We start from the raw sequence: 23,881 nt of genomic DNA, 5'->3' as shown, positions 1-23,881 counted from the left end.
AAATTTAGCGACAATCAGAGAGACCTAGTGTAAAATCCATGAAATATTCATTATCAAAATTATAAGTAAATGTAGCCTTGAAATTTTTATTTTTAATATCCGAATTACAATATTGTTCTTTTATGCCGTTTTTAAAATTTTGTTTAAACAAATCAAAATCTTGCTCCACGAAATCCCGCCAAGAGATATTTTGCATATTTTGCACATCGTTTAAATCATAAAAATAACTTACTTTCTTTGTTTTCGGATTGCACTCTATATTTGTTAAAGTGGTTGCATCATCTAGTCTAGTTGGCAATTTTGTCTTTATTTCATTTTGCAATCTGCAAATTTCCTCATCACCCATAAATTTTTGTTTAAACTGTATATATCCGAATTTTCCCAGCATAAAAGCCATAAATAATATAACAATACTAAATAAATTTTTCATTTTTTCTCCAAATTTTATTTTTTAATAATGCTAGAAAATAAATTTTTAAAACAATAAACTATATTTTTTGCCCCAAAACTACTATTTGAAGGACATATACTATACCAAACACTATCGCAGATGTTTTTACTCTACCCAAATAATACCTAGCACTTCCTCTATATTCTGTCAAAGACCAACGGATAAGAAAATAGCAGAAACATACAAACGCAACAAAATATAAAATCCTAAAAATATTTATCACAAAATTTTCATTAAGTTGTAAATTTGAAATTTTCTGCTTAAATTTTTGTGTTTTATCTAAAATTTTAAAATTTTCTTCTTTTTGAGTGTCGGCGACATTGATATATTTCGCTGAGTAATTTGTATCATTTTCTTTAAAATTCTCTTGTTTTTGCGCACCTGCTCTTGTAAAAATCATAACGACAAACTCGCTCGCAAAAGCTAAAATTAGCAGATACCCCATATACTCCTCACTCACAATACCCAAAGCAATAGCGAAAAATGGGATATAAAATAGCTTTTGAAGAAGAATTTCAACCATTTCTTTGTAAAAAAGAAAGCAAGTAACACCACATATTCCAGCGACGATAGAAATAGATAAGGCTGATTCTTGCGTTACTAAAATTGCGCCTCCTAGCAAGTTAGACCCTATGCCTGATGCTATGAAAAATGCAAATAGTTTTTTGCTACTTGCAAATTTGCCAATCATATAAATCACATAAATTCTACATAACCCCCCAATGAATAGAAAAAATTTACCTATACTCGTATCATCTGAATTTTCAAAAAACACTTTAAGAACCAAGCCGAAAATCAAAATCGCATTAGCAACTAAAAAATCTTTTTTGATTTTATAAAAATCATCTATCTTTGGAGTTTGCTTAGGTTTTATCGTTTGAAATGATTTTTTATTTTTATTTCATACACAACATGGCCTTTTTAAAAAATTCAGCCATTATACCCCCCCCCCCCCTTAAATTAGATTTAAAAATTAAAACACATAAATTATATTTACATTATTGTTTTTTGACATAGGATAGAAATATGATTTTTGTTTAATTTTGTTAACGGGTGAATTTGAAATAGTAAATTTGGATAAAATTTATGGTGCGACCAGCGAGATTTGAATTTGACTTACGCTTTGAATTTTAAAATTATAAGTTTGAAATTGTATAGAAATAATACAAAGATCTTTCGGAAAATTTATAATATCTTTGTTATTTTTTTTGTTAATTTTTATTATATTGAATTATTATATATTCTATTTTTATTTGATTTTCTTTATTAAATTTATCTAAAAATAGTTTAACTCCATAATCTATTTTTTCGTAACTTGTAACGAAAATTTTTCTTATTGTTTTGTTTTTTATTGTTTCTTTATTTTTGTTTAAATAGACTTCACAGTCTGTTATAAAAACTTTAATTTCTTTTTGTTTTGGCGCATTAGTCCAGTTTTTACATTGTATTAATAAAATTTCGTTTTCTTTGTATGCTATTATATCAATTCCTTCATCTTGCTTTTTTTCTATGTATCCTTTTGGATATACTGTGTAATTTTTATTTTTGTAAAATTGCATTATTTGATATTCGTATTCTTTGCCTTTTTGTATTTTTTGCTTATATGTAGTTTTATTATGTGTTTTTCTTTTTATTAAAATAATTAAAATTTTTAAAAATGCGAAAATTATGATAATTGATAATATAAATAAAAATGTATAAAAATTTATCATTTATTCTTCTTTTTCAATCTCTTTTTTTAAAATTCGTGTTTTTATATCTGATATGTAATATTCTTGCTCTAATTCTGATAATTGCGAAAAAAGTTCTTTCAGTTCTTTAAATTTTGGATTTATTTCTTTGTCTTTTTGGAAATAAAATTCTATAATTTTGTATAAATTTGGATTTTCTTTTTCCCAGTTATAAAGTGTTTTTATATCTTTTTTGATGAATTTTGCAACTTCTTTTTTGTCCATTTTGTAAATATTCCCAAAATTTAAGTAAATTTTTAGTAAATTGTTGCAATAATTCCATTAAGAAATTTGCAATAATTCCAAAGACCAAGAAAATTATACAAATTTCTTACTTAAATTAAAATCACTTTACGCTATGCCGTAAGATTTGTGTGTTCTTATGGGTTGAAGTTAGCGTAAATTTGAATTTGAGCTAAGTATTCTCAAAAAACTGCTTCGGAGCGGTTTTAGAAAACTCTCTTTCTTTCCGCTCTGTTGTTTTAATTAGAGAGAAAATCAAATTGAAAAAGGAAGAGAGTATGAATTACTTAGAACAAAATTTAAAGGTGGATTACGAAATTCACAAGGCTATTGCAAAAAGTTCCGCAAAGGGTGAGATTAACGGAAGAGCTTATTCGGCTAGTGTTCGCATAACTACTAGAAACCTTTTTGAAGCAGAAAACGAAGTTACAAACTGCGTCGATGTCAAAGAAACTGAACTTACAATTAAAATCCCTTGTAAAGATGACTTAACCGCTGGGGTTTTGACAAACAAATTTAACACATATTTTCGCAATGGCGGTATTTTAAAAATCACCGCTGGGCTTCCTTCTTATAATTCAGGTAATTACACACTTACTACTGATGAAGATGATGCGTATTTTATCAATTTTTTAAACAATGTCGATAAATCAAAGACTAAATAGTCTAACAAAGCCGATTTTAAAAAAAAGTCGGCTTGATTAGACCATATATGGAAAAATTTTTTTTAAAGGAGTTCTTTATGAAAATTAAAGAATTTTTAAAAACTGGGAAAGCAAAAGTTGTAGCTGTTGGCTCTGCACTTCTTGTGGGTGCAAATTCTGCAATGGCTGATGTTTCATTTGCAAACGGCGCGTTTTCAGGCACAATCGATACTACTCCATTTACTTCAATGGCTGGTATTGTTGTTGTTTTGCTTGGTCTTGTTTTTGCAGTAAAAGCAGGCTTGCGCTTACTACGCTAATCTTGGGGGTATGGGGGCTTGCCCCCATATATACCAACGCCACCAGCGTTAAAAAAGCGTAAGCTTTTAGCTGGTGAGCGTGTGTTGCAAGTTAAATCTTTTAAATTTGTTGCTTGCGTAAGGCAATTATATTTGCAGTCGTCAAATTTTCGCCCCTAAAAAACAAATTTAAAAAGTTTAAATTACGGCGAATTTTCAATTTTCGAAGCGTTTTGAACTAAATGGGCATTTTTTAGTTTTGCGTGCAATTTCAAGCGAAACGAAGTGTAGCGCAGAACTTGCACCAAAACAAAAAATGCCATTAAAAAAAAGGGTAAGGGCGTAGTCCTTCCTATTTCAAGGTGTTTAAATGCAAATAGATCTAATTAAAGCAGGATTGATTTTAAATTCATTTTTTGTAATTTTGATAATTGCATTTTTGGTTGTTAAATCCGTTTTGGTTGGACTTGATATTTTAAAAAGGTAGCTTTATGCAAAATCCGCAATTAATTTATGAAATTTATCAGCTCACAGGTCTTTCTTATAATGAATTTTGTTGGTTTATGAGCCTTTGCGGTTGTTTGTTTGGCTTTGCGTTTTGTATGAGCGTTTTTATTTTTATAGCAAATTTAAGGTAGAAATATGGAATTTGTAGTTATCCCCTTGACTGGCTTTGGCTCTTTTGATTATTTCTTTTCGCTTTTCTTTTGGCTGTGCGTTCTTTGTTTGCCTTTAATGCTTGTTTTTGTTCTTTTTACTCGTAAATGGTAAGTAATGAAACGGATTATTTTATTTTTGATTTTAGCTTTAAATTTAGCTTTTTGCGCTGATCTTCAATTAAAGCCTATTCCTAGTTCAGATATTTTAACTTCTGCTAATTCAAGTGAAATTTATGTATTAGACCCTTATTCTAGTGACCCCGAATTAACATATTATAAATATTGCGCTTATAAAAATAATAACAATATAGATAATCTTACTTATTTTATAACTTATGGTTCTAGTTCTTCTGGTTTATGGACTAAAATTACTTATGATTATAGATTTTCTGGTGTTTATGCTATTAATTCTGAAAATTTGTTAATTATTTATGATAATGTTCTTGATCCTTGTTTAAAATATGATGATAAGGGCGTTTGTATTCATGGTCATAAAAAATGTGCTATTTGTGATGGTAGTAATGGCAAATATTTTAATTCTGATACTGGTTCATGTTCCGAAGATTGTGAAATTATCCCAAATTTAAAATTTCGTGCCGATTGTCATTGCAAACAACAAAATTTAGGCTCTTATGTTTCTTCTCGTATAGTTACAACTTTTACAAATAGCGATGACGATGATGAAGGAACTTCTTCTACTGTTTGTAAGGTTACTTGTAGTAATGGCGAATTTGATGCAGAAGAAATTTATTGTAGTGTTGATGATACTTTGCTCGAACAATCCGATAGTAGCACTGGTTCAAATGGCGATAACAATTCAAATAATGATGACAATGAAGATCCTAGCGGTGGCAATAATAACCCAAATAATGATGACAATGAAGATCCTAGCGGTGGAAGTTCAGGCGGTGGAAGTTCAGGCGGTGGAAGTTCAGGCGGTGGAAGTTCAGGCGGTGGAAGTTCAGGCGGTGGAAGTTCAGGCGGTGGAAATTCCGGTGGTGGAAATTCCGGTGGTGGAAATTCTGGAACTTCTGGCGGTGAAAATTCAGGAACTTCTGGCGATTCTGGCACTACTGCCCCAGAAAACCCAGAAAACTCTGAAACCCCTTCCGGTGATTGCGAAGGCGAAGATTGCGGAAATGTAGATTACAACGGAATTGATGATTTAAATAAAAATGTCAGTGAAGGTGTCGGCAAGATCCTTGATATGTTTGATAATGCAAAAGATAGTGTAATTGGCGTTTATGATAAAATCAAAGGCGGAGAATTAAGCTCTTTTAATTCATTTTGCGGTATGAATTGCGGTCGTAAATTTGAATTTACTATCCCAAAATATAAAACAATTCCTATTGAAGTAAATTTGTGTAGTGTTACTGATAGCGTAAAAAATGTCCTTTATTTGGTCTTTTATGCGTTTTTTGTAACTTTGTTTTCTGTAAGTCTTTTTAAAATTATTATAAGGTTGATTTAATGCCTATTTTAGCTATTATTGGATTTTTTGGCGCTTATGTTAAAAAATGGACTTCTGCGATTTTTCGCTTTGGTGCAATGCTTAGTATTAGCGTTTTTTTGATTGGATTTAGTTTATTATTCTTTGCTTCTGTTATTTACGCTGTTTATTTTGGACTTTCGCAGGTTAATTCTTTACTTGAATTTATAAATTCTCGTATGAGTTCAACCGATGATATGATTTCGCTTTTCTTTTCTGTTTTATGCTCTCTTGGTATTATCGATGCTTTCAGCGATGCTTACAATCTTTTTAAGCCTATTTTCTTTTCTTTAATTGTCGCAATCGCTCTTAAAATTGTAATTAAATTTATTGAACATTTTAGAAAAACGCTTTTATATCTGTTTATTTCAAGGATTGATTAATGGCTATTTCATATCTTACAGGCATACCAAAAAGCGGAAAAACTTACCTTGCTGTTTATAAGATTTGGGAGAATTTCGTAAAAGAGCCTAAAAAATCTCTTTTTGCAAAAGAACCGCCAAAAAATAAATATGAAATTTGCTATACAAATATAAATGAATTCGATTTTTCAAAAAGCGATAAAATCGAGCTTTTAAAAGTAGATGATTTTAAATATAATCTTTCGCTTCTTTATGATTTGTATCAAGCTGGTGCGAACGATACGGAGCTAAATTTAAAAGCCGATGAATTTCGTTTAAATCACGCTTTAATCGTAATTGATGAAGCGCACAACTTTTTTACCAAAAAAGATGATATTTTGACTTGGTGGCTTACTTATCACGCCCATTTATACCAAGATATTTGGCTTATAACACAAGATTTAAGCCTAATCGATACAGGCTATAAAGCCGTTGCTGAATACTTTTATAAAGCTGTTGAACCTGCAAGAAGACTTATAACTTCTCGCTTTCGTTATCAGCAATTTTCAAGCTATAAAATGAACGGTGTTGATTTGATTAAAGGCGGTGGCTTTACGCTTCCTGCGCTCGATGAAGTCTTTAAAATGTATGTTGCAGGCGCAAAGGTTAAAGGCTCATCTGTCGTGCTTAAATTTTTTACTTTGGCTCTTGTGCTTTCTGTAATTTCAATTTTTGGATTTAAAATTTTTGTAAATTACATAAATCCTAAAAAAGAAGTAAAAACTGATCCTGTAAAAACTGCCGAAATTCGCCCTGTAATTCAAGAGAAAAAGGAAGCTAAAATTTTACCTTTTATCTATGAAGTTAGGTGCTTTTACGATAAATGCAATATTGGCTCTAAATATGAAAAATTTGATATTTCATATTTTAATTTTATTTTAAATAATTCGCCCCCTGAATTTGTCAAGCGTAAAACTATGGGAAAAGGAGTTTTGATTTATTTAGTTGGCTTTGAAAAGCCTGTTTTTGAAAATTTAAAAAAGGAAGAGAGAAATGAAAAAGCTATTTTTGATAGTGTTAGCGTTTATAGTAGTGAGCGCAAATGAGATTGAAGTAAATTTGCACGATTTCGCAAATTTAGCTAGTGAAAATTCACAAACAGATATTTTAATAAGTGATGAAATAGACCCAAATAATTACTATTTTTTCACTTCTAAAAATTCTCTGATTAAAATCAATCATTTTCGCAAGGCAATAGAGAGCAAAGGATTAAAACTCATTTTAACTGATGATTTTTATTATGTTGTGCCAAAAAATGATGAAAATGTAACTTTTGCTGATAAAAAACTTCGTTATTTACCACTTGAAAATAATTCATTTGATGATATAAACGGAATTATTTCCGCTCGCATTGATACAAACACGACTTATATTAGCTCTACAAATTCGGCGGTGTTTATGGCTGATGATGAAGAGTATTCAGAAATTTTAGAGTTTTCAAAAATGGCTGATAAAAAGCTAGAACAGGTAAATTTTAAGCTTACTATACTTGAAACAAATTCAAATGATTACAGAGATTTAGGAACTCACATAAATTCGCTTGGTGATCTTGTAACTCATAGCGATTTAAACTATTTTATAAATTTGATCACTATGCCATTTACTGCTGAAACAAATATCATAACAAACAAGAAAAAAGGCTTTTATGGTGTTTTATCACTACTCGAACAAAACGGCGTAACTACAATCAAACAAAGCCCTTTTTTGGTTGCAAAAAGCGGAAAAGAAGCTTATTTTAGCTCTGTTGAAAATATTCCTTATCTTAGAAATACTTCATCTTATTCTAATAACGGCACTACTACCCAAAATACTTATGATTATAAAGATGTCGGACTTAAAATCAAAATTCGCCCTGTTGTTTTAGAAAATATGGTTGATTTTGATTTGGATTTGGTCGTTGAAGATATTATCGATAATAGCTCTTTAACTCCACGCACTAGTAAAAAGGAGTTAAAATCAAATTATAGCTTAAAGCGCGGCGAGATTTTGGTTTTAAGTGGTATAAATAAAAATGTCGAGTATTCAAAGCGTAATGGAATACCGCTTTTAAAAGATATACCTATTTTGAAATATTTGTTTTCAATCGAGCAAGATTATAAAAGCACAAATATTATAACTTTGACAATAGAAGTAAATTAAGATGATAAGCGCGAATTTATATGTTTGTTTTGCTTTGTTTGGCGTTTCTTTGAGCGACCGCGAGCCTGTGAGTGGGAGCGAAAAGAACGCCCCTTGTCAATTTAATAAAAAACTCTCACTATTAAATAAAGCTTAAAATATGCGTTACGGATTATCAAAATTTGACCTTGATTTCGCTTGTGAAAAATTGCAAAAACAAAAGAATTTTTTGCTTACTCATACTTTTATTAATGCTTATGGCGAGGAAAAAACGCTTTTAAGCGTTTCAAGGTCTGCTAATTTTAGCGGTAATTATTACGCTGAAATTGCTAATCGCACAAATACAATCCATAGTTTAACCGTTAAAAATGCCCTTGTGCCTGTATTTTTGACAATTACTCTAAACGGTTGCTTTCGTAAAGCGTTAGTTGGAAATTTTAGCACTTTTACGACAAAGGATATAAAAAGCTTACCTTTGGAGCAAAAACGAAAATTAAATGCTAATGAGTGCTTTAATATAAGGGATTTGGTAAATGTGCTAAATTATAATTTCGATAAATTTAATAAACGATTTCGTAAAATTTATCCGACTGAAAAAATGCAATATATCCGCACTTTTGAACCACATAAAAAGGACGGAGTGCCACATATCCACGCTTTAATTTATGTGCCAAAATTTACAATTCCTTATCTTTTAAAATCTTATAAGGATATTTTTTACGCTCCGCAAAATTTGCGAAATGATAGAATTTCAATCGAACAACGCAAAAACGGCGAAATTAACGGCTTTCAAACAACGCTTAAAAATGCAACTGGCTATGTTATGAAATACATTACAAAAACTTTTATAAACTACAATGAAACCGATGAAATAAACGAAGTTCAAGCGTGGTTTATAAAACATAAAATTAGGCGTTTTTTAAGCTCTCGCACTCCTATTCCTTTGTGGGTTTATCGCAAAATTAATTTTATAAAAGGATTGCGAGATTTTGCAAATTTAAATATTTTAACTGATATTGATGACACTTTAATTGAGTGGGATTATAAAAGTCAATCGATTTTTATTTCAATCCCATATACTAGCGAAGAACTCATTTATGAAAATGGTCATTTGCTTTATTATGTCTGCGGTAGGTTAAAACACGAATATCAAAAATCGACTTTTAGTGTCAAGGAAAATTTAAAAATCAATTCAGCTGAATTTGAAAATATTAAAAATGCTAATTCTGATAAAATTATTCGATACAATCCACGCAAAATTTTCAGAAAATCTTGGGAAAATATGAGTGATGAGCTTTTAAAACGCTATTACAGGGATAATAAATATGAAATTAGCGATGATTGCTTTGATTTTATTGATTTTGCAAAATTAGAAAATGAAATGATTGAACGCGGATTTTTGCAAAGATTTAAAAATCATATTGAGCCTTTTAAAGATGATTTTGAACTTTTGCAAAACGAATTTGCTAATCGTGGTTTGATACCTTTTCCATTTTAAGGCAAATTTATGAAGTTTAAATATTTTGCTGATATGTTTTTAAAAATCGGATCTAATGAGTGAAAAAATCAACTTTTAGTAAATATTCAATTATCGTAAATCATAAGTTAAATTTTCTTTTCGATAGAGATATAAAAAGTATTAAAGCTAGTGAATTGCGTTTGTGGTTTTCGCAAAATAGCAAGATTTTAAGCGGTAAGACTTTGCGAGATTACAAAAGCTGTTTAAATCAAATCTTTTTACTTGCGAAATACGATGATGAAATAAAATTAAATCCGATTGATTTTGTAAAAAATCCAGCTCTTATAAAGCCTAAAATTCAGCCGTTTTCAGCTTCGGAAGTAATTAAAATTTTAGAAATTTCAAAAAAGTATCAAATTAAATATCAAATTTTCCTAAAAATCGGCTTTTTTACAGGTATGAGAACAGGCGAAATTTTAGCTCTTAAAAAATCAAATATCGATTTAGAAAATCGAACTATAAATATCTTAAAATCTCGCTCTCGTTATGGTGAAAATACGCCTAAAACTTTCGGAAGTATTCGCATAATCCCTATAAATGATTTTATTTATGATGATTTGAAAAATTATGTTTTAAATTTGCAAAGCGATTACCTTTTTATCAATCAATACAGAGAACCTTATAACTGCGTTTCATCGTTTTTAAAATACTTTTGGAAACCTATTTTAAAAGAGTTAAATTTGCCATATCGTAAGCTTTATACTATGCGTCATACATTTGCTACAAATATACTTAAAAACGCAAATTTAACACCTTATGAGCTTTCAAAACAATTAGGACACAATAGCACAGAAATGGTTTTTAATCGTTATGTCAAATTTATCGAAAGTGAAAACGAAAAATTCAAAACGGATATTAAAATTTATTGACTTTTAAGTTTTTGAAATGGTGCGACCAGCGAGATTTGAACTCGCACACGCGAAGCGCACTACCCCCTCAAGATAGCGTGTCTACCAATTCCACCATGGTCGCATGAGAAAGCCCGCGAAGGTGCGGGCGAGTGATTACGCAGCTGCTTTTGTAAGAGCGTCTGTAACGAAAGGATTAGCGAAAAGCAAGATAAATGCGATAACAAGCGCATAAATAACTTGTGCTTCGATCATCGCTAGCGAAATATACATTGTAGTTGATAGTTTGCTAGCTACGCTTGGGTTGCGAGCGATACCAAGGATTGTTGCATTAGCTGCATTACCCATACCAACAGCGCCACCAAGAGCGGCAAAACCAAGAACGATACCAACAGCGATTGCTGAGTATGATACGATTTGAGTATAAGCGCTAAGCTCCTCACCTGCGAATGCTGCGCCACAAAGCGCGAAAAGTAAAACCAAAACTTTTTTCATAAAAGTCTCCAAAATAAAATTTCAAAACGCCTTTCGGATCTGTCCCCTACTAAGAACATTTTGAGTGCGGTATTCTAGTGAAATTTTGCTTTTAATTAGTTTAAAAAAGTGGCAAAATTCGCCCAAATTTCGCCACTTTATGAATTTTATTTTTTCGAAGCCAAATATGTATTTAGTGCGCCGACATAAGCCTTAGCTGAGGCTAGCATCGTATCGACATCAAGCCCATGCCCCATAATCGCGCCAGTGCCCTCAAATTCGACCTTAACGGTTACTTTGGCCAGAGCATCTTTGCCTCTGGATACAGCCTTGACTTGATAATCTTTGAGCTCGCCACTAACCTTGCTTATGCGATCAATCGCTTTAAAAATCGCATCGACCCCACCATTTCCAAGCGCACTATCGCTTAGCAAAATTTCATCGTGATTTAGTGTGACAGCCGCGCTTGCGTGGCCTTTGTTGCAGCCATTTGAGCTAAGAAGCGCGATTTCGTAAGCCTTGGTTTTCGCACCCATAAATTCGTCATTTACAAGCTCTCTTAAATCCTCGTCATAGACATCTTTTTTGCTATCGGCTAAAATTTTAAATTTCTCAAATGCTACTTGCAACTGCGCCTCGTCTAGCTCGTAGCCAAGGGCGATTAATTTATCCTTGAAAGCGTGGCGTCCGCTGTGTTTGCCAAGCACGAGAGAGTTTTTATCCAGCCCGATATCATCGGCCTTCATAATCTCGTAAGTTTCGCGGTGTTTTAAAACGCCGTCTTGATGGATTCCGCTTTCGTGTGCGAAGGCATTTTTGCCCACGATTGCCTTATTTGGCTGTGGTTCGATACCTGTGATACTTGCAACCAAACGGCTTGAAGGATAAATTTCTTTGAAATTTATATCCGTATAAAGTGGCGAGAAATGGTCATTTCTGGTTTTTACGACCATTGCAATCTCTTCGAGCGCAGTATTTCCAGCCCTCTCGCCAAGGCCATTTATGGTGCATTCGACTTGGCGCGCGCCAGCTTCAATGCACGCTAGTGTGTTTGCTGTGGCAAGCCCTAAATCATTGTGATTGTGAGCAGATACTATCGCTCTACCATCTATAAATTCGACCATTTCTTTAAAAATAGCGTAAATTTCATTTGGCAGGCGATATCCCACGGTGTCTGGTAAATTTATCGTAGTTGCGCCCACGCCGATAACCGCCTCACAAATTTCCTTCATAAAGCCCACATCGCTTCTGCACGCATCCTCACAGCTAAACTCCACATCATCTGTGAAAGTCTTCGCGTATTGCACAGCCGCAACTGCGCGTTTGATGACCTCATCAGGCTTCATTTTTAGCTTAAATTCCATGTGAATCGGGCTAGTGGCGATGAAGGTGTGTATGCGCTGAAATTTCGCTGGCGCGATAGCCTGCGCTGCGGCCTTGATATCGTTTTCGAGCGCGCGAGAAAGCGAACAAACCCTAATCTTGCTAGTAGCCTTTGCGATTTGATTAATCGCGTCAAAATCCCCCGGACTAGCCGCTGCAAACCCAGCCTCGATAACATCGACGCCGAGTTTTTCTAATTGGAGTGCAAGGCGGATTTTTTCTTCTGTATTCATCGAAGCGCCCGGGCTTTGCTCGCCGTCGCGCAATGTCGTATCAAAAATAATAATTTTATTTTTATCCATAACCTACCCTTTCATTTGATAAAATTTGGCGATTATAGCAATTTTAAGCTTAAATTTAATTGGAATTGATAAATTTTATTATTTAGTTCTCTTTGCTTTGTTTGTTAAATTTAACCCCGATAAGCGTTAGCCCCGCGCGCACGAGCCCATATCCTATGTATAGCAAAATGATAAATGCAGGGAATTCGAGCTTGAAAAGATACAGACACGAAAAAAACACCACAATGAGTAAAACCAAAATTTTAATCGCATTTGGCCGTTTTAAATTTATCTTTTTAAAGCTTGGAAAGCGGATATTACTAACCATTAAAAACGACAAAATTGCCATGCCGATGATAAATACGCCACCCCACACAGATGAAACCTCGTATTTAAGGTAAATCCCAATCCACACAGCAATCGTAATAGCCGCAGTTGGGATCGGCAAACCAATGAAAACATTTGGCTCGTAGGTGCCCACAGTGACATTAAATCTCGCTAGCCTCACAGCGCCAAAAATCACATACAGCGCGCTAATTAAAGTGCCAACCTGCCCATAATCCTTGCCGATTACGAAATAAAACAGCACCGCTGGCGCCACGCCAAACGCCACTATATCGGCAAGGCTGTCAAATTCTACGCCAAATTTGCTCGTCGTGTGTGTGAGCCTTGCCACGCGCCCGTCAAGTCCGTCAAAAATCAAAGAAAAAATTATATACGCAATCGCACTAGCATAATGGCCATTTATCGAAGCAAAAATGCTTAGCATAGCCAAAAATATACTAGCCGCGGTGAAAAGATTTGGCAAAATATATACTAATTTTCCTCTTTCTTCTTCCATTTTACGCCTCTTCTTCTGGATTTTCTTTGGCTAAATTTCGCACCAAACGCGTCGGCAAGTTGTTTTCTTTTTCAAATTTATCTATAATCTCCACGATAACCTCGCCAGCGACGGTCTCTTTTTCATACAGAGTTTTTACCATTTCCTCGATTGCAGGCGCATAAACTCGCAAGGTCTCTTTCACAGCTTTGTAGCGTTCATCGAGCTTTGTGCGGACATAGTTGTCGATTTTTACCGCCGTCTCCTCGCTGTAATCCTTGATGCTCTGACCACCGTTTAAAAACGAATATTGCTGTTTTTCAAGCACGATTAAGCCTAGCTCGTCCGTCATACCGACCTTAGCCGCCATAAATTTTAGCCAATCAGTCGCGCGTTGTAAATCATTACTAGCCCCGTCTGTAATCTCGCCTAAAAAAACCTCTTCGGCCGCCCTACCAGATAGCAAAACATCAATTTCAGCGAAAATTTCATATCTTTGGTGCAAAAATCTATTTTCAAACGGCGAATTTAGCGTATATCCAGCTGCGCCAAGCCCGCGCGGAACAATCGTAACCTTGCTAACTGGCATTGCGCCTTTGGTAAGCTCGGCGATGAGCGCATGACCACTCTCGTGGTAAGCGACGATTTTTTTCTCCACAGGATTTACACGGCGCGATTTTTTTTCTAGTCCTATCGCCACGCGCTCGATTGCTTCAAGCAGATCTTTTTGCTCAACCTCTTTTTTCGCCTCTCGACCTGCCAAAAGCGCAGCTTCGTTTATGATATTTGCCAAATCCGCTCCCGCAAAGCCCACGGTAAGGCGCGCAATATCTTCGATATCGATATCACGGGCAAATTTGACATCTCTCATATGCACCTTTAAAATCGCGATTCTGCCGTCATAATCAGGTCTATCGACCAAAACCTGCCTATCAAATCTACCCGGGCGCAAAAGCGCAGCATCAAGCGTCTCTGGGCGGTTTGTCGCTGCTAGGACGATGACTGGGCTAGACTCTGTGCCAAAGCCGTCCATTTCTGCCAAAAGTTGATTTAGTGTCTGCTCCCTCTCGTCGTTTCCGCCGCCGATTCCGCCTGAATTTCTACTTTTTCCAATCGCGTCAATCTCATCGATAAAAACAATCGCGGGTGCTTGCTTTTTGGCTGTTTCAAACAAATCTCTAACCCTACTTGCGCCCACGCCTACAAACATCTCTATAAAGCTAGAAGCCGAAATCGAAAAAAACGGCACATCTGCTTCTCCTGCGACAGCCTTTGCAAGCAGTGTCTTACCTGTGCCAGGAGGGCCTACGAGCAAAACGCCTTTTGGGATTTTTGCTCCTAAGCTTATGTATCGCTCAGGGTTTTTGAGGAAATCGACTATCTCTTTGACCTCTTCTTTGGCCTCTTCGACACCGGCGACATCGCTAAATTTGACATTTGGCTTCTCTGCGCTCATTAAATTTTTAGAACTGCCGATTCCTAGCATACCGCTACCCATATTTTTTTGCATACGATTGGCCAAAAACATCCAAATTCCAAAGAAAATCACAAGCGGTAAAACCCAGCTAAAAAGCAAATCTGTGAGTAAATTTGTTTCGTTATATGCGCCATAAGGGATATTTCTGCTCTCTAAAATACTCACAAGCTCGTTATCATCGACCCTTTGGGCTACATACATAGTATCGCCACTTTGGGCTTTTATCGTGGTTTTGCCGATAGAAACCATTGAAATTTGAGCTGTTTTAAGCTGTGATTTTAGCTCTGAGTAGCTGACATTTCTAGTCTGTCCCACGCCTAAATTTCCAAGGGTCGCACCCTCGCCAAAACCGCCACCATTTGGGCTAATTGCCCTAAAAATCACAATTAAAATCAGCGCAAAAACCACAAACATACCAATAGGATTTTTGTTGAAAAAATTTCCTCCGCCGTTTTGTTGATTTTTGTTATTTTGATTATTCATTTTCACCTTTCTCATAAACAAAGCTACACCACTCGTTTTTTTGCTCCATTTTCACGAAGCGCAAATCCGAAAATGCAGATTTTATTCTATCTTTGTAATTTTCTAAAATTCCAGAAAGCACGAGGTGTGCGCCCGGGTTTAACGCGTTTTTCAAATCGCTGGCTAGTATCAAAATCACATCAGCAATTATGTTTGCTACGACTAAATCGTATTTTTCGCCCGCTCCTGCGATACTTCCTGTCCAAATTTTATCCAAGCTCACGCCGTTTTTTTGCGCATTTTGCACGCTAGCATCAGTGGCTTGCTCGTCAGTATCGCACGCGCTGACATTTGCGCCAAGCTTTTTCATCGCGATACTCAAAATTCCGCTTCCACAGCCCACATCAAGGGCTTTTGCGCCCTCTTTGGTAATCTCGCTTAAAATTTGCAAACACATATTCGTGCTCTCATGGTGCCCTGAGCCAAAGGCGAGTGCTGGATCGATTAAAATATCTATTAGCCCCGCTCTGCTCTCGCACCAGCTAGGGCGGACATAAAATTTACCCACCTCAATCGGCTCTACGCCCTTTTTATACTCGTTTATCCAATCTTGATTTTTCTTTTGCGAAATTTCGATTTCTAGTGAAATTTGCGCCCCTGTGGATTTTTGCAAGGCTTCTTTAAATTCGATTAGCGCGAATTTTACCATTTCTAGGCTATCTTCGTCGCGCACGATAAACTCGCCCTCACGCTCTTCTATACACGAAATCCCAAGCTCAAAGACAAAATCTTTGAAAAATTCCAAGCCGTTTTGGCTCTTTACACTCATTTCATTATAAAATTCTTTCATCTCAAAACCTTAAAAGCCATTACGATATCACAAAATTTTAAACGCTTTTTCTAAATCTATACTGCCCTCGTAATATGCCTTGCCGACAATCACGCCCGCGATTTTGCCGCTGTTTTTGCACGCCAAAATGTCGCCAATGTCCTTCACGCCGCCACTAGCTATCGTATCAATCCCGCTAGCTTCGGCGATTGCTTCGGTAAATCCCACATTTACGCCACATAGCATGCCATCTTTGCCGATATCCGTGCAGATTATCGCGCCAACTCCCGCTCCTGCGTAAAGCTTAGCCAAATCAGTCGCCTTAATGCTGCTCACATCTGCCCAGCCCTCGGTTGCGACCATGCCACCAAGCGCGTCGATTCCTACGACGATATTGTATTTTGGCGACATTTCTTTGACAAAATTTGGATTTTTTAGCGCAACTGAGCCTAAAATAAATCTATAAACGCCCAAATTTTGGTAGTCTTTTATGCGCTTTTCATCGCGGATTCCACCACCTACTTCGACCTTTAAATTTGTCGAATTTACGATTTTCTCAATCGTTTTGAAATTTATCGGCTCTCCCGCAAACGCTCCGTCTAAATCTACCAAATGCAGGTATTTCGCCCCCATGTCTTCGAATTTTTTAGCTAATTCCCAAGGGGTCTTTGAATAAATTTTAGCACTTCCCATTTCGCCCTTGCTAAGGCGCACGGCAAGGCCTTCTTTTAAATCAATCGCAGGTAAAATTTCCATTATAACTCCGTGAAATTTTTAATTATTTTTATGCCATTTTCGTGGCTTTTTTCGGGGTGTGGCTGAAAGCCAAAGACATTTTCCTTGCAAACTGCGCTAGGAAATTCATACCCATACGCCGTCTTTGCTAGGATAAACTCTTCATCGCAAAGCGCGTGATAAGAATGCACGAAATACGCATAAACAGAGCTTTCAAGCCCCGAATTTATGGGCGCCTCGCGCGTGAATTCTAGTGTATTCCAGCCCATGTGCGGGACTTTTAAACTATCGCTAAATTTGCTCTCATCAAATTTCACCACTTCGCCACTAATTATCCCAAGCCCCTCACTCGAACCAAATTCTGCACTTTTGTCAAATAGAAGTTGCATGCCAAGGCAAATTCCCAAAAAATACCGCCCACTTGCGACAAATTCTCTTATCGCTTCGTCTAAATTTGCGCTTTTTAGCTTAGCCATTGCTTCGCCAAATGCCCCAACGCCAGGAAGTAAAATTTTATCACATTTTAAAAGCTTTTCTGGCTCACTCACTAACTCAAATTTCGCCCCACAAAAGCTAAGGGCATTTTTCACGCTTCGTATATTTCCAGCACCATAATCAACAATCCCTATCAAAATCAATCCTTATTTAATTTATGGTCGAATTCCGGCACAATCTCTTTGAGTTTTGCGGCAACTTCGCAGTTTTGGGCATTTACAAGCTCTGAAATTTGCAAATTTAGCTTTTCTAAATCGTATTTTGTAAAGCTTGAAACAAAGATCGATTGATATTTTGTGCTTTTATCGTTTTCGTTGATCAAAAGCTCTTCGTAAAGCTTCTCGCCGGGACGAAGTCCTACAAATTTAATCCCAAGTTCCTCTTTACCGGCTAACTGCAACATGCGTTTGGCAAGGTCTGCGATTTTGACAGGTTCGCCCATATCAAGCACGAAAAGCTCCCCACCTTTGGCGATTGAGGCTGCTTGAAGCACTAGCTGACAAGCTTCGCTCACTAGCATAAAATACCGCACGATATCAGGGTGCGTAACGGTGAGTGGCTCGTTTGCTTCGATTTGGCGTTTAAATTTCGGAATTACGCTTCCGCTACTTCCTAGCACATTTCCAAATCTCACAGCCACGATTTGAGTGGCTTCATCGCTCGAATTTAGGCTGTAAAGCTCGCAAATTCGCTTTGTCGTGCCCATGATATTTGTAGGGCGCACGGCCTTATCGGTGGAGATTAAAACGACCTTTTTAACGCCATGTTTTTTGGATAAATCCACGACATTTTTCGTGCCAAGGACATTGTTTTTCACCGCTAAATGCGGGTTAAATTCACAAAGTGGCACATGTTTATACGCTGCTGCATGCACCACGACATCAGGCTTAAATTCAGCAAAAATTTCATCGAATTCATCGCGATAAACGATATTTATCATTTTTAATTCGTTGCGAGAATCTGCGTTCGTGGCTTCGTTGATTTGATAAAGGTTAAATTCGCTATGCTCGACCATAATCAGCCGTTTTGCACCGAAATTCAAGCATTGTTTGCAAATCTCGCTTCCTATCGTGCCACCTGCGCCAGTTACTAAAACTACCTTGCCGTCGATGAAATTTTTAATCGCCTCTTTATCCAAATCCTTTGGTTTGCGCGCGAGCAGGTCTTCAATCGAAATGTCGCGGATTTTTTTCTGCTCGTTTTCTAGTAGCGAAAATAGCTTGATATCTTTTAGCCCATACGCGATTAGCTCGTCGTAGAGCTCTTTGAGATCTTCTGGGTGCAGGGAAAGTGCCACGATAGCGGTTTTGGCGCCACTTTCTTTTATCATTTCAGGGATTGTGCTTTTTGCGCGCACAACGAAATTTTCGCAGTATGTGCCCACTAGCTCTTTTCTACCATCGACGACGCCCACAGGATAGTAGTTTATGTGGTGTTGGCGCATACCTTTTAGCACATGCACGGTTTTGCTAGTTGCCCCCACGACGACGCAGGGTTCGTTGGCGTTAGAATTTGACTTTTCGTGGAGTAAAAACATGCGTTTTGCAATTCTTACGCCACTGATTAAAATAAAGCAAATCGCCGCGTCTATGGCAATCACAGAGCGCGGGAAGGGATTGAAAATCTTTTCCATTAAAAAGAAAATCGCCAAAAATGTCAAAGCTGTGAAAATGTGCGTGTAGAAAATTTTGCGCGCTTCGTAAAGCCCGAAAAATCGCCACGGCACAAGGTAAATTTTCATAAACCACAAATACGCAATGCGAATAGCGGTAATTAGGGTCGCGCTTAGTAGCAAGCCTTTGTAAAATTCGTTTGGAATATCGCCACTAAAACGCAAAACAAAGGCGATTGCGACGCTAAAAATCGAAATTAAAATATCTAAAATCAGAAAAAATGCGAAGCGTTTGAGCTTGGTCGGTCTAAAAATCATAAGCTTTTCTTTACAATTTCGGCGACTTTTGCGACCTGCTCGTCGCTCATATCGCTTCCGCTTGGCAGACAAATTCCGCGACTAAATAGATCCTCGCTCGTGCCATCAACCACGCTTAATGCGCCTTTGAAAACTGGCTGCAAATGCATTGGCTTCCATAGCGGACGGCTTTCGATATCGGCTTTATTGAGTGCGTCGATTACGCGTAAGTGAGCATTTTTTTCTTTGAAAACCAAGGTTGTAAGCCACCTGTTTCCGCGTGAATTTTCGATTTCTGGCATAAATTCGGCGCAGTCTTTTAAAAGCTCACTATAAAGTGCGAAAATTTCTCTTTTTCGCTCAACTCTTTTTTCCAAAACTTCCATTTGTCCCACGCCAATCGCGCCTAAAACATTGCTTAATCGGTAGTTATAGCCATAATCCAAATGCTCATAATGCAAAAGTGGCTCTCTGGCTTGCGTGCTGTAATACCTTGCTTTGGCGATTAAGGCTTCGTCGTTCGAAATTAGCATTCCGCCACCACTTGTAGTGATGATTTTGTTGCCATTAAAGCTTAGCGCACCACACGCGCCAATCGTGCCAAGTGCCCTGCCCTTGTAAAATCCACCAAGTGCCTCGGCTGCGTCCTCGATAACGGCGATATTTTCATTTTCGCAAATCTCCATTATCTCGTCCATTTTCGCTGCCTGTCCGTAAAGGTGGGTCGGGATTAGGGCTTTTGGTTTTTTGGGCGCTAGTTTGATTGCCTTTTTTAGAAGCTCGGGGCTTAGATTCCAGCTTTCGTCGCTATCGATTAGCACAGGGACACAACGCTCATAAAAGATCGGATTAAGGCTCGCCATAAAGGTAAAAGTAGAACCAAGCACCACATCGCCGTCTTTTATGCCTAGCGTTCGTAGGGCTAAATGAAGTGCGGCTGAGCCAGCATTTAGCGCGAGAGCTGATTTCGCGCCAGTGTAATCGCAAACTGATTTTTCAAATCTATTAACATACTCGCCAAGTGGCGCGATGTAGTTGCTTTCAAAAACTTTTTTTATGTATTCCAATTCGTTTCCGCCCATATTTGGGGGGCTTAAAAATATTCTTGCCATTTTCTCTCTTTCGATGAAATTTATAAATTTAGCCTAATTTTTAGGCGATTTGCAACCAAAAAATTGCAAATTTAAAAATTTAAAAGCCGTTATTTTACCACTTTTAAATAAATTTATGATTTTATTTTTTGCAAAATTTTGGTTTTAAATTTGTCGAAAATTTTTGGTTAAATTTGGGTTTAATTTGTTGTAATTATTAAAATTTGCGGTGGCAAGGATAAGAACTGCGGGCTACCAATTCTCTATTAAATCAGTCCAAAAAGGAACATACAAATATTCTTGCATATTTTTTGGCATTTCAAAATTTCCAAATTCGCACATAAAATATTCATTTAAATTTCTACCATAATACACTATATCCGCATAATGTATTGATAAAATTGGCGGGAACTTTTCTTTTAAATCTGGCATAAAACGATGAGAATATATTGGTATTATTTTTGGTGCTTTTTGATATTCATTTATAACAATCTCTTGTCTTTTTTGTAAATTTTCAGGCATTTTACCCCATTTTTCTACCCAATAAGCACTACTTGGAAGATATTCATCGCAAGGTGTATTTTTTATGTATTCAAAAAAATAGTTCATCACTTTTTTAATTTTAAAGATATTTTCATCGGAAAAATCACGCCAATTATAAAATCCATCAGATACAGGCAAATTTTCCATTAAAAATATTTTTAAGCTATATGGAAAATTAAAATTATATATGCTTTCGATTTTTAAAATCTCTAACTCTGTTAAACCTTTATCAAATTTAATATTTTTATTTTTTAGTAAATTTATAACTTGTGAAAACATTATTTTATCCTAATAAAATTTTAACATAAGCATTTTTACTAATTCCGCTAACACCGCAAAACGGCATTTTGCCCACCATAAGCTTGTCAAATTTTGCAGTAGGCAAGGATACCAACTCTGCGATAACTTCAATACCAATAAACTAAATTTCAAATTTTCTTGATTATTCTCGCTGGGTTACCATAAGCTAGGCTAAATGGGGCGATGTCGCCGATAATGACGCTTCCAGCCCCTATATATGAGCCCTCGCCGATATTTATGCCCTGGATCGCGCACGAGCCGATCCCAAGCCACACGCCACGCCCGATTTTGGTATTTCCAGCCACGCCCACGCGCGGGCAAATGTGGCTAAACTCGCCCACTACGCAATCATGCTCGATTACACACGCTGAATTTAAAATCACCCCGTCGCCGATAATCGCGTCCGCATTTACCACGACATTTGGCATGATGACCACACCACGCCCGATTTTAGCTGAGCTTGAAATCACGGCAGTTTCGTGTATAAGCGTGGCTAGCTCAAAACCTGCTTCGCTAACTTTTTTTTGCAAATTTGCTCTGATTTTGCAATCGCCGATTGCGATTATAACGGGAAATTTCGGCAAATCAGGGCTAAATTTCAACTCGCCGTTGTCGTCTAAAAAAACGATTTCTTTATAACCTGCGCTTTTTGCGACATCGCACACGACTTTGCCATGACCGCTCGCGCCGTAAATATAAATTTTAGTTTTTTCCATTAAATTTCTCCGTTGTCGCCATGCCTTCTTTATTAACGCCGTCTTTTTTGATAACTTTTTTTATGGTTAAAAGTGCGATTTTAAGATCTAGCAAAAAGCTTAAATTTTTAGCGTAATGCGTGTCGAATTCAAACTTTTTTTCCCAACTAATGGCATTTCGCCCATTTACTTGCGCTAAACCTGTAATGCCCGGTCGCACGCTGTGGCGAAGTTTTTGCTCTTCGCTGTAAAGTGGCAGGTATTCTACGAGCAAAGGTCTAGGTCCGATGAAACTCATATCGCCTTTTAGGACATTGAAAAGCTGCGGAAGCTCATCAAGGCTTAGGGCGCGGATTTTTTTGCCGTATTCGTTCAGGCGCAATTCATCGCTTAAAAGTTCGCCGCCCTCGTCCCGCTCGTCGCTCATGGTTTTAAATTTATAAATTTTAAAAATTTTTTCGTCAAGCCCTGGCCTGGATTGCGTGAAAATCGCGCTTTTGCTTATGTTTTTGCGGATTAGACAATATGTTACAATCATAAGTGGCGAAGTCAAAATTATCAAAAAAAGTGCGCCAAAAAAATCCAAAAATCGTTTGAAAAATGCCCTATACATCGATAAATTTCCTGTAAATTTCAATATATTTTTTCGCTATGATTTTCTCATCGTAGTTTTCGACCACCATTTTGCGCCCAGCTTGCCCCATTTTGCGCGCCAAACTCTCATTATCAAGTAGCGTTTCAATCTTTCTAGCCAAATCGCTCGCGTTTCTAACCTTACAGATTAGCCCATTTACGCCGTCCTGCACAGCCTCAACGCACCCGCTGACATCGCTTACCACGCAAGGCCTACTCATACTCATAGCCTCCAAAACAGTGCGCGGAAAGCCCTCTTTGTAGCTTGGAAGCACGAAAATATCGCACGCCTTATAAAGCGCCGCTACATCATCTCTCCACCCTAGCCAAACGACATTTCCTGAGCGCAAAAACGCCTCATCAGCCGAGCTTTTATTCCCTGCAAAAACATCGCCTGCGAAGACAAAACAAGCGTCTTTGCGCTCTTTTAAAATTTCAGCGGCTTTGTAAAATTCGGCTATTCCTTTATGCCAAAGCGCACGACCGCTCATTAGCACGATTTTTTTGCCCTTTGTAATCTCAGGCATGCTCGCGCGCTCGTGAGCAAATTCAGCGAAAATTTCGCTATTTACACCGACACTTTTAATGCGAAAAATTTTATTCTCGCTAATAAGTCCGCGAGAGAGCATATAATCAGGGTCGCTGTCATTTACAAAAATGCAACCCTGACTTTGCGCAAACGCCCTTTTATAGAGCATTTCAATGCTAAATTTGACCATGCGAGATTTAAGGTCAGTGTCGATATAAAAGCTTCCTAACCCCTCGACTAAATTTAACACACGCGAAATTCCAGCCTTTTTGGCCGCAAATGTGCCAAAAACATTTGATTTGTGCGCCGAAGTTTGCAAAAAATCCAAATTTAGCTCTTTTAAAATTCCAGCCAAATTTGCCGTATTTTGCGATACTTTGAGTGGATTTAGACTAGCTTTGTCTAAATCGTAAGTTACGCTAATAAATTCTTTTTCCAAATCCTTAGTATAATTTCCGCGTGGCGCTATCGCAAAAACCTCGTGACCAAGACGCTGTAACTCCCGCATAATGGGCGCTCTGAAAAAATAAATGCTCATATCAGAGTGTGAAAGGAAACCAAATTTCGCCATTTAATATGCCTTTAAAATTAAAGATAAAGTTGCAAAACGATATGAGCCGTTGGCGAAGTTTGCAATTTCATAATTTTTAAAGAATTTTGCAATAGCGTAAAATTTGGTTACCAAAAACTTCGCCAACCCCCGCCTTGTCGCTGTGGCTACACCACAACGCGACTGCGGCGTTCGCTGCGGCTCGTCGCAAAGCAGTTTGCGACTTTTCGCCTTGCTCATATCAGAGTGAGATAAAAACCCGAATTTCGCCATT

Annotated in this window: 27 protein-coding genes and 1 tRNA gene; 9 read left to right on the top strand and 19 right to left on the bottom strand. The window is 36.9% G+C overall.

Features of this window, described 5'->3' with window-relative positions; genetic code table 11:
* Positions 1-4: 4 nt before the first annotated feature.
* The 4 genes from OFO01_RS06610 to OFO01_RS06595 form a co-directional block, all read right to left on the bottom strand.
* Positions 5-430, bottom strand: coding sequence for a hypothetical protein (locus tag OFO01_RS06610; RefSeq protein WP_270859411.1), 426 nt, complete (start codon positions 428-430; stop codon positions 5-7).
* Between the two features lie 58 nt (positions 431-488).
* Entirely contained in the window at positions 489-1,226 is a 738-nt protein-coding gene (locus tag OFO01_RS06605) for a hypothetical protein (RefSeq protein WP_270859410.1), read from the bottom strand.
* Between the two features lie 436 nt (positions 1,227-1,662).
* Positions 1,663-2,163, bottom strand: coding sequence for a restriction endonuclease (locus OFO01_RS06600; RefSeq protein WP_270859409.1), 501 nt, complete (start codon positions 2,161-2,163; stop codon positions 1,663-1,665).
* Entirely contained in the window at positions 2,164-2,406 is a 243-nt protein-coding gene (locus tag OFO01_RS06595) for a TetR/AcrR family transcriptional regulator (RefSeq protein ID WP_270859408.1), read from the bottom strand. It lies immediately after the preceding gene.
* A 296-nt stretch (positions 2,407-2,702) separates the two neighbouring features.
* Between OFO01_RS06595 and OFO01_RS06590 the strand changes: the two genes are divergently transcribed.
* The 9 genes from OFO01_RS06590 to OFO01_RS06550 all read left to right on the top strand — a co-directional run bounded on the left by OFO01_RS06590 (position 2,703) and on the right by OFO01_RS06550 (position 10,422).
* A complete protein-coding gene (locus OFO01_RS06590) occupies positions 2,703-3,089 on the top strand; it encodes a hypothetical protein (protein WP_270859407.1) in 387 nt (128 codons plus the stop codon).
* A gap of 77 nt (positions 3,090-3,166) precedes the next feature.
* A complete protein-coding gene (locus OFO01_RS06585) occupies positions 3,167-3,388 on the top strand; it encodes a hypothetical protein (protein WP_270859406.1) in 222 nt (73 codons plus the stop codon).
* A 470-nt stretch (positions 3,389-3,858) separates the two neighbouring features.
* Positions 3,859-4,005, top strand: a complete 147-nt coding sequence (locus OFO01_RS06580; protein ID WP_270859405.1) for a hypothetical protein — start codon at positions 3,859-3,861, stop codon at positions 4,003-4,005.
* A 136-nt stretch (positions 4,006-4,141) separates the two neighbouring features.
* Entirely contained in the window at positions 4,142-5,497 is a 1,356-nt protein-coding gene (locus OFO01_RS06575) for a hypothetical protein (protein ID WP_270875523.1), read from the top strand.
* On the top strand, positions 5,497-5,898 hold the full coding sequence (locus OFO01_RS06570) for a hypothetical protein (RefSeq protein WP_270859403.1): 402 nt from the start codon (positions 5,497-5,499) through the stop codon (positions 5,896-5,898). Before OFO01_RS06575 ends, OFO01_RS06570 begins: the two co-directional genes overlap by 1 nt.
* Positions 5,898-6,962 (top strand): zonular occludens toxin domain-containing protein, encoded by a 1,065-nt coding sequence (locus OFO01_RS06565; RefSeq protein ID WP_270859402.1) that lies wholly within the window; start codon positions 5,898-5,900, stop codon positions 6,960-6,962. The genes OFO01_RS06570 and OFO01_RS06565 overlap by 1 nt, the downstream gene beginning before the upstream one ends.
* Positions 6,910-8,055: a type II secretion system protein GspD gene (locus tag OFO01_RS06560; RefSeq protein ID WP_270859401.1), complete on the top strand. Its 1,146-nt coding sequence runs from the start codon at positions 6,910-6,912 to the stop codon at positions 8,053-8,055. Before OFO01_RS06565 ends, OFO01_RS06560 begins: the two co-directional genes overlap by 53 nt.
* A 139-nt stretch (positions 8,056-8,194) precedes the next feature.
* Complete coding sequence (locus tag OFO01_RS06555) at positions 8,195-9,532, top strand: rolling circle replication-associated protein (protein WP_270859400.1); 1,338 nt, start codon at positions 8,195-8,197, stop codon at positions 9,530-9,532.
* Positions 9,533-9,591: 59 nt separating this feature from the next.
* Positions 9,592-10,422 carry a tyrosine-type recombinase/integrase gene (locus tag OFO01_RS06550; protein ID WP_270859399.1) on the top strand — a complete coding sequence of 277 codons (831 nt, stop codon included), beginning with the start codon at positions 9,592-9,594 and terminating at the stop codon, positions 10,420-10,422.
* Positions 10,423-10,439: 17 nt separating this feature from the next.
* Here OFO01_RS06550 and OFO01_RS06545 read toward each other — a convergent pair.
* The 15 genes from OFO01_RS06545 to OFO01_RS06475 all read right to left on the bottom strand — a co-directional run bounded on the left by OFO01_RS06545 (position 10,440) and on the right by OFO01_RS06475 (position 23,880).
* Positions 10,440-10,525: transfer RNA gene (locus OFO01_RS06545), tRNA-Leu, on the bottom strand.
* Between the two features lie 32 nt (positions 10,526-10,557).
* The gene (atpE, locus tag OFO01_RS06540; RefSeq protein ID WP_270859398.1) at positions 10,558-10,896 is read right to left on the bottom strand and encodes an ATP synthase F0 subunit C; all 339 of its coding nucleotides are present in this window, start codon (positions 10,894-10,896) and stop codon (positions 10,558-10,560) included.
* Between the two features lie 146 nt (positions 10,897-11,042).
* Positions 11,043-12,560: a 2-isopropylmalate synthase gene (locus OFO01_RS06535; protein ID WP_270859397.1), complete on the bottom strand. Its 1,518-nt coding sequence runs from the start codon at positions 12,558-12,560 to the stop codon at positions 11,043-11,045.
* A gap of 82 nt (positions 12,561-12,642) precedes the next feature.
* Positions 12,643-13,380, bottom strand: coding sequence for a CDP-diacylglycerol--serine O-phosphatidyltransferase (pssA, locus tag OFO01_RS06530; RefSeq protein WP_270859396.1), 738 nt, complete (start codon positions 13,378-13,380; stop codon positions 12,643-12,645).
* A 1-nt stretch (position 13,381) separates the two neighbouring features.
* Positions 13,382-15,319, bottom strand: a complete 1,938-nt coding sequence (gene ftsH, locus OFO01_RS06525) for an ATP-dependent zinc metalloprotease FtsH (RefSeq protein ID WP_270859395.1) — start codon at positions 15,317-15,319, stop codon at positions 13,382-13,384.
* Entirely contained in the window at positions 15,312-16,148 is an 837-nt protein-coding gene (locus OFO01_RS06520; protein WP_270859394.1) for a 50S ribosomal protein L11 methyltransferase, read from the bottom strand. Before OFO01_RS06520 ends, ftsH begins: the two co-directional genes overlap by 8 nt.
* Before the next feature lie 27 nt (positions 16,149-16,175).
* Positions 16,176-16,883: a 1-(5-phosphoribosyl)-5-[(5-phosphoribosylamino)methylideneamino]imidazole-4-carboxamide isomerase gene (hisA, locus tag OFO01_RS06515; protein WP_270859393.1), complete on the bottom strand. Its 708-nt coding sequence runs from the start codon at positions 16,881-16,883 to the stop codon at positions 16,176-16,178.
* Positions 16,883-17,494, bottom strand: a complete 612-nt coding sequence (hisH, locus tag OFO01_RS06510; RefSeq protein WP_270859392.1) for an imidazole glycerol phosphate synthase subunit HisH — start codon at positions 17,492-17,494, stop codon at positions 16,883-16,885. The genes hisA and hisH overlap by 1 nt, the downstream gene beginning before the upstream one ends.
* A gap of 2 nt (positions 17,495-17,496) precedes the next feature.
* Positions 17,497-19,287 carry a polysaccharide biosynthesis protein gene (locus OFO01_RS06505; RefSeq protein ID WP_270859391.1) on the bottom strand — a complete coding sequence of 597 codons (1,791 nt, stop codon included), beginning with the start codon at positions 19,285-19,287 and terminating at the stop codon, positions 17,497-17,499.
* A complete protein-coding gene (pglE, locus tag OFO01_RS06500; protein ID WP_270859390.1) occupies positions 19,284-20,378 on the bottom strand; it encodes a UDP-N-acetylbacillosamine transaminase in 1,095 nt (364 codons plus the stop codon). Before pglE ends, OFO01_RS06505 begins: the two co-directional genes overlap by 4 nt.
* A 231-nt stretch (positions 20,379-20,609) precedes the next feature.
* Positions 20,610-21,179 carry a hypothetical protein gene (locus tag OFO01_RS06495; RefSeq protein WP_270859389.1) on the bottom strand — a complete coding sequence of 190 codons (570 nt, stop codon included), beginning with the start codon at positions 21,177-21,179 and terminating at the stop codon, positions 20,610-20,612.
* A gap of 149 nt (positions 21,180-21,328) precedes the next feature.
* Positions 21,329-21,916: an acetyltransferase gene (locus OFO01_RS06490; RefSeq protein WP_270859388.1), complete on the bottom strand. Its 588-nt coding sequence runs from the start codon at positions 21,914-21,916 to the stop codon at positions 21,329-21,331.
* Positions 21,903-22,508, bottom strand: coding sequence for an undecaprenyl phosphate N,N'-diacetylbacillosamine 1-phosphate transferase (gene pglC / locus OFO01_RS06485; RefSeq protein WP_270859387.1), 606 nt, complete (start codon positions 22,506-22,508; stop codon positions 21,903-21,905). Before pglC ends, OFO01_RS06490 begins: the two co-directional genes overlap by 14 nt.
* The gene (locus OFO01_RS06480) at positions 22,501-23,628 is read right to left on the bottom strand and encodes a glycosyltransferase family 4 protein (protein WP_270859386.1); all 1,128 of its coding nucleotides are present in this window, start codon (positions 23,626-23,628) and stop codon (positions 22,501-22,503) included. The genes pglC and OFO01_RS06480 overlap by 8 nt, the downstream gene beginning before the upstream one ends.
* A complete protein-coding gene (locus OFO01_RS06475) occupies positions 23,629-23,880 on the bottom strand; it encodes a hypothetical protein (RefSeq protein WP_270859385.1) in 252 nt (83 codons plus the stop codon). It abuts the gene before it with no gap.
* Position 23,881 lies beyond the last annotated feature (1 nt).

The sequence above is a fragment of the Campylobacter sp. JMF_01 NE2 genome, from assembly GCF_027737365.1.
In the GTDB taxonomy this organism is placed as follows: Bacteria; Campylobacterota; Campylobacteria; order Campylobacterales; family Campylobacteraceae; genus Campylobacter_B.
This window is presented reverse-complemented; position numbering and strand designations above follow the sequence as displayed.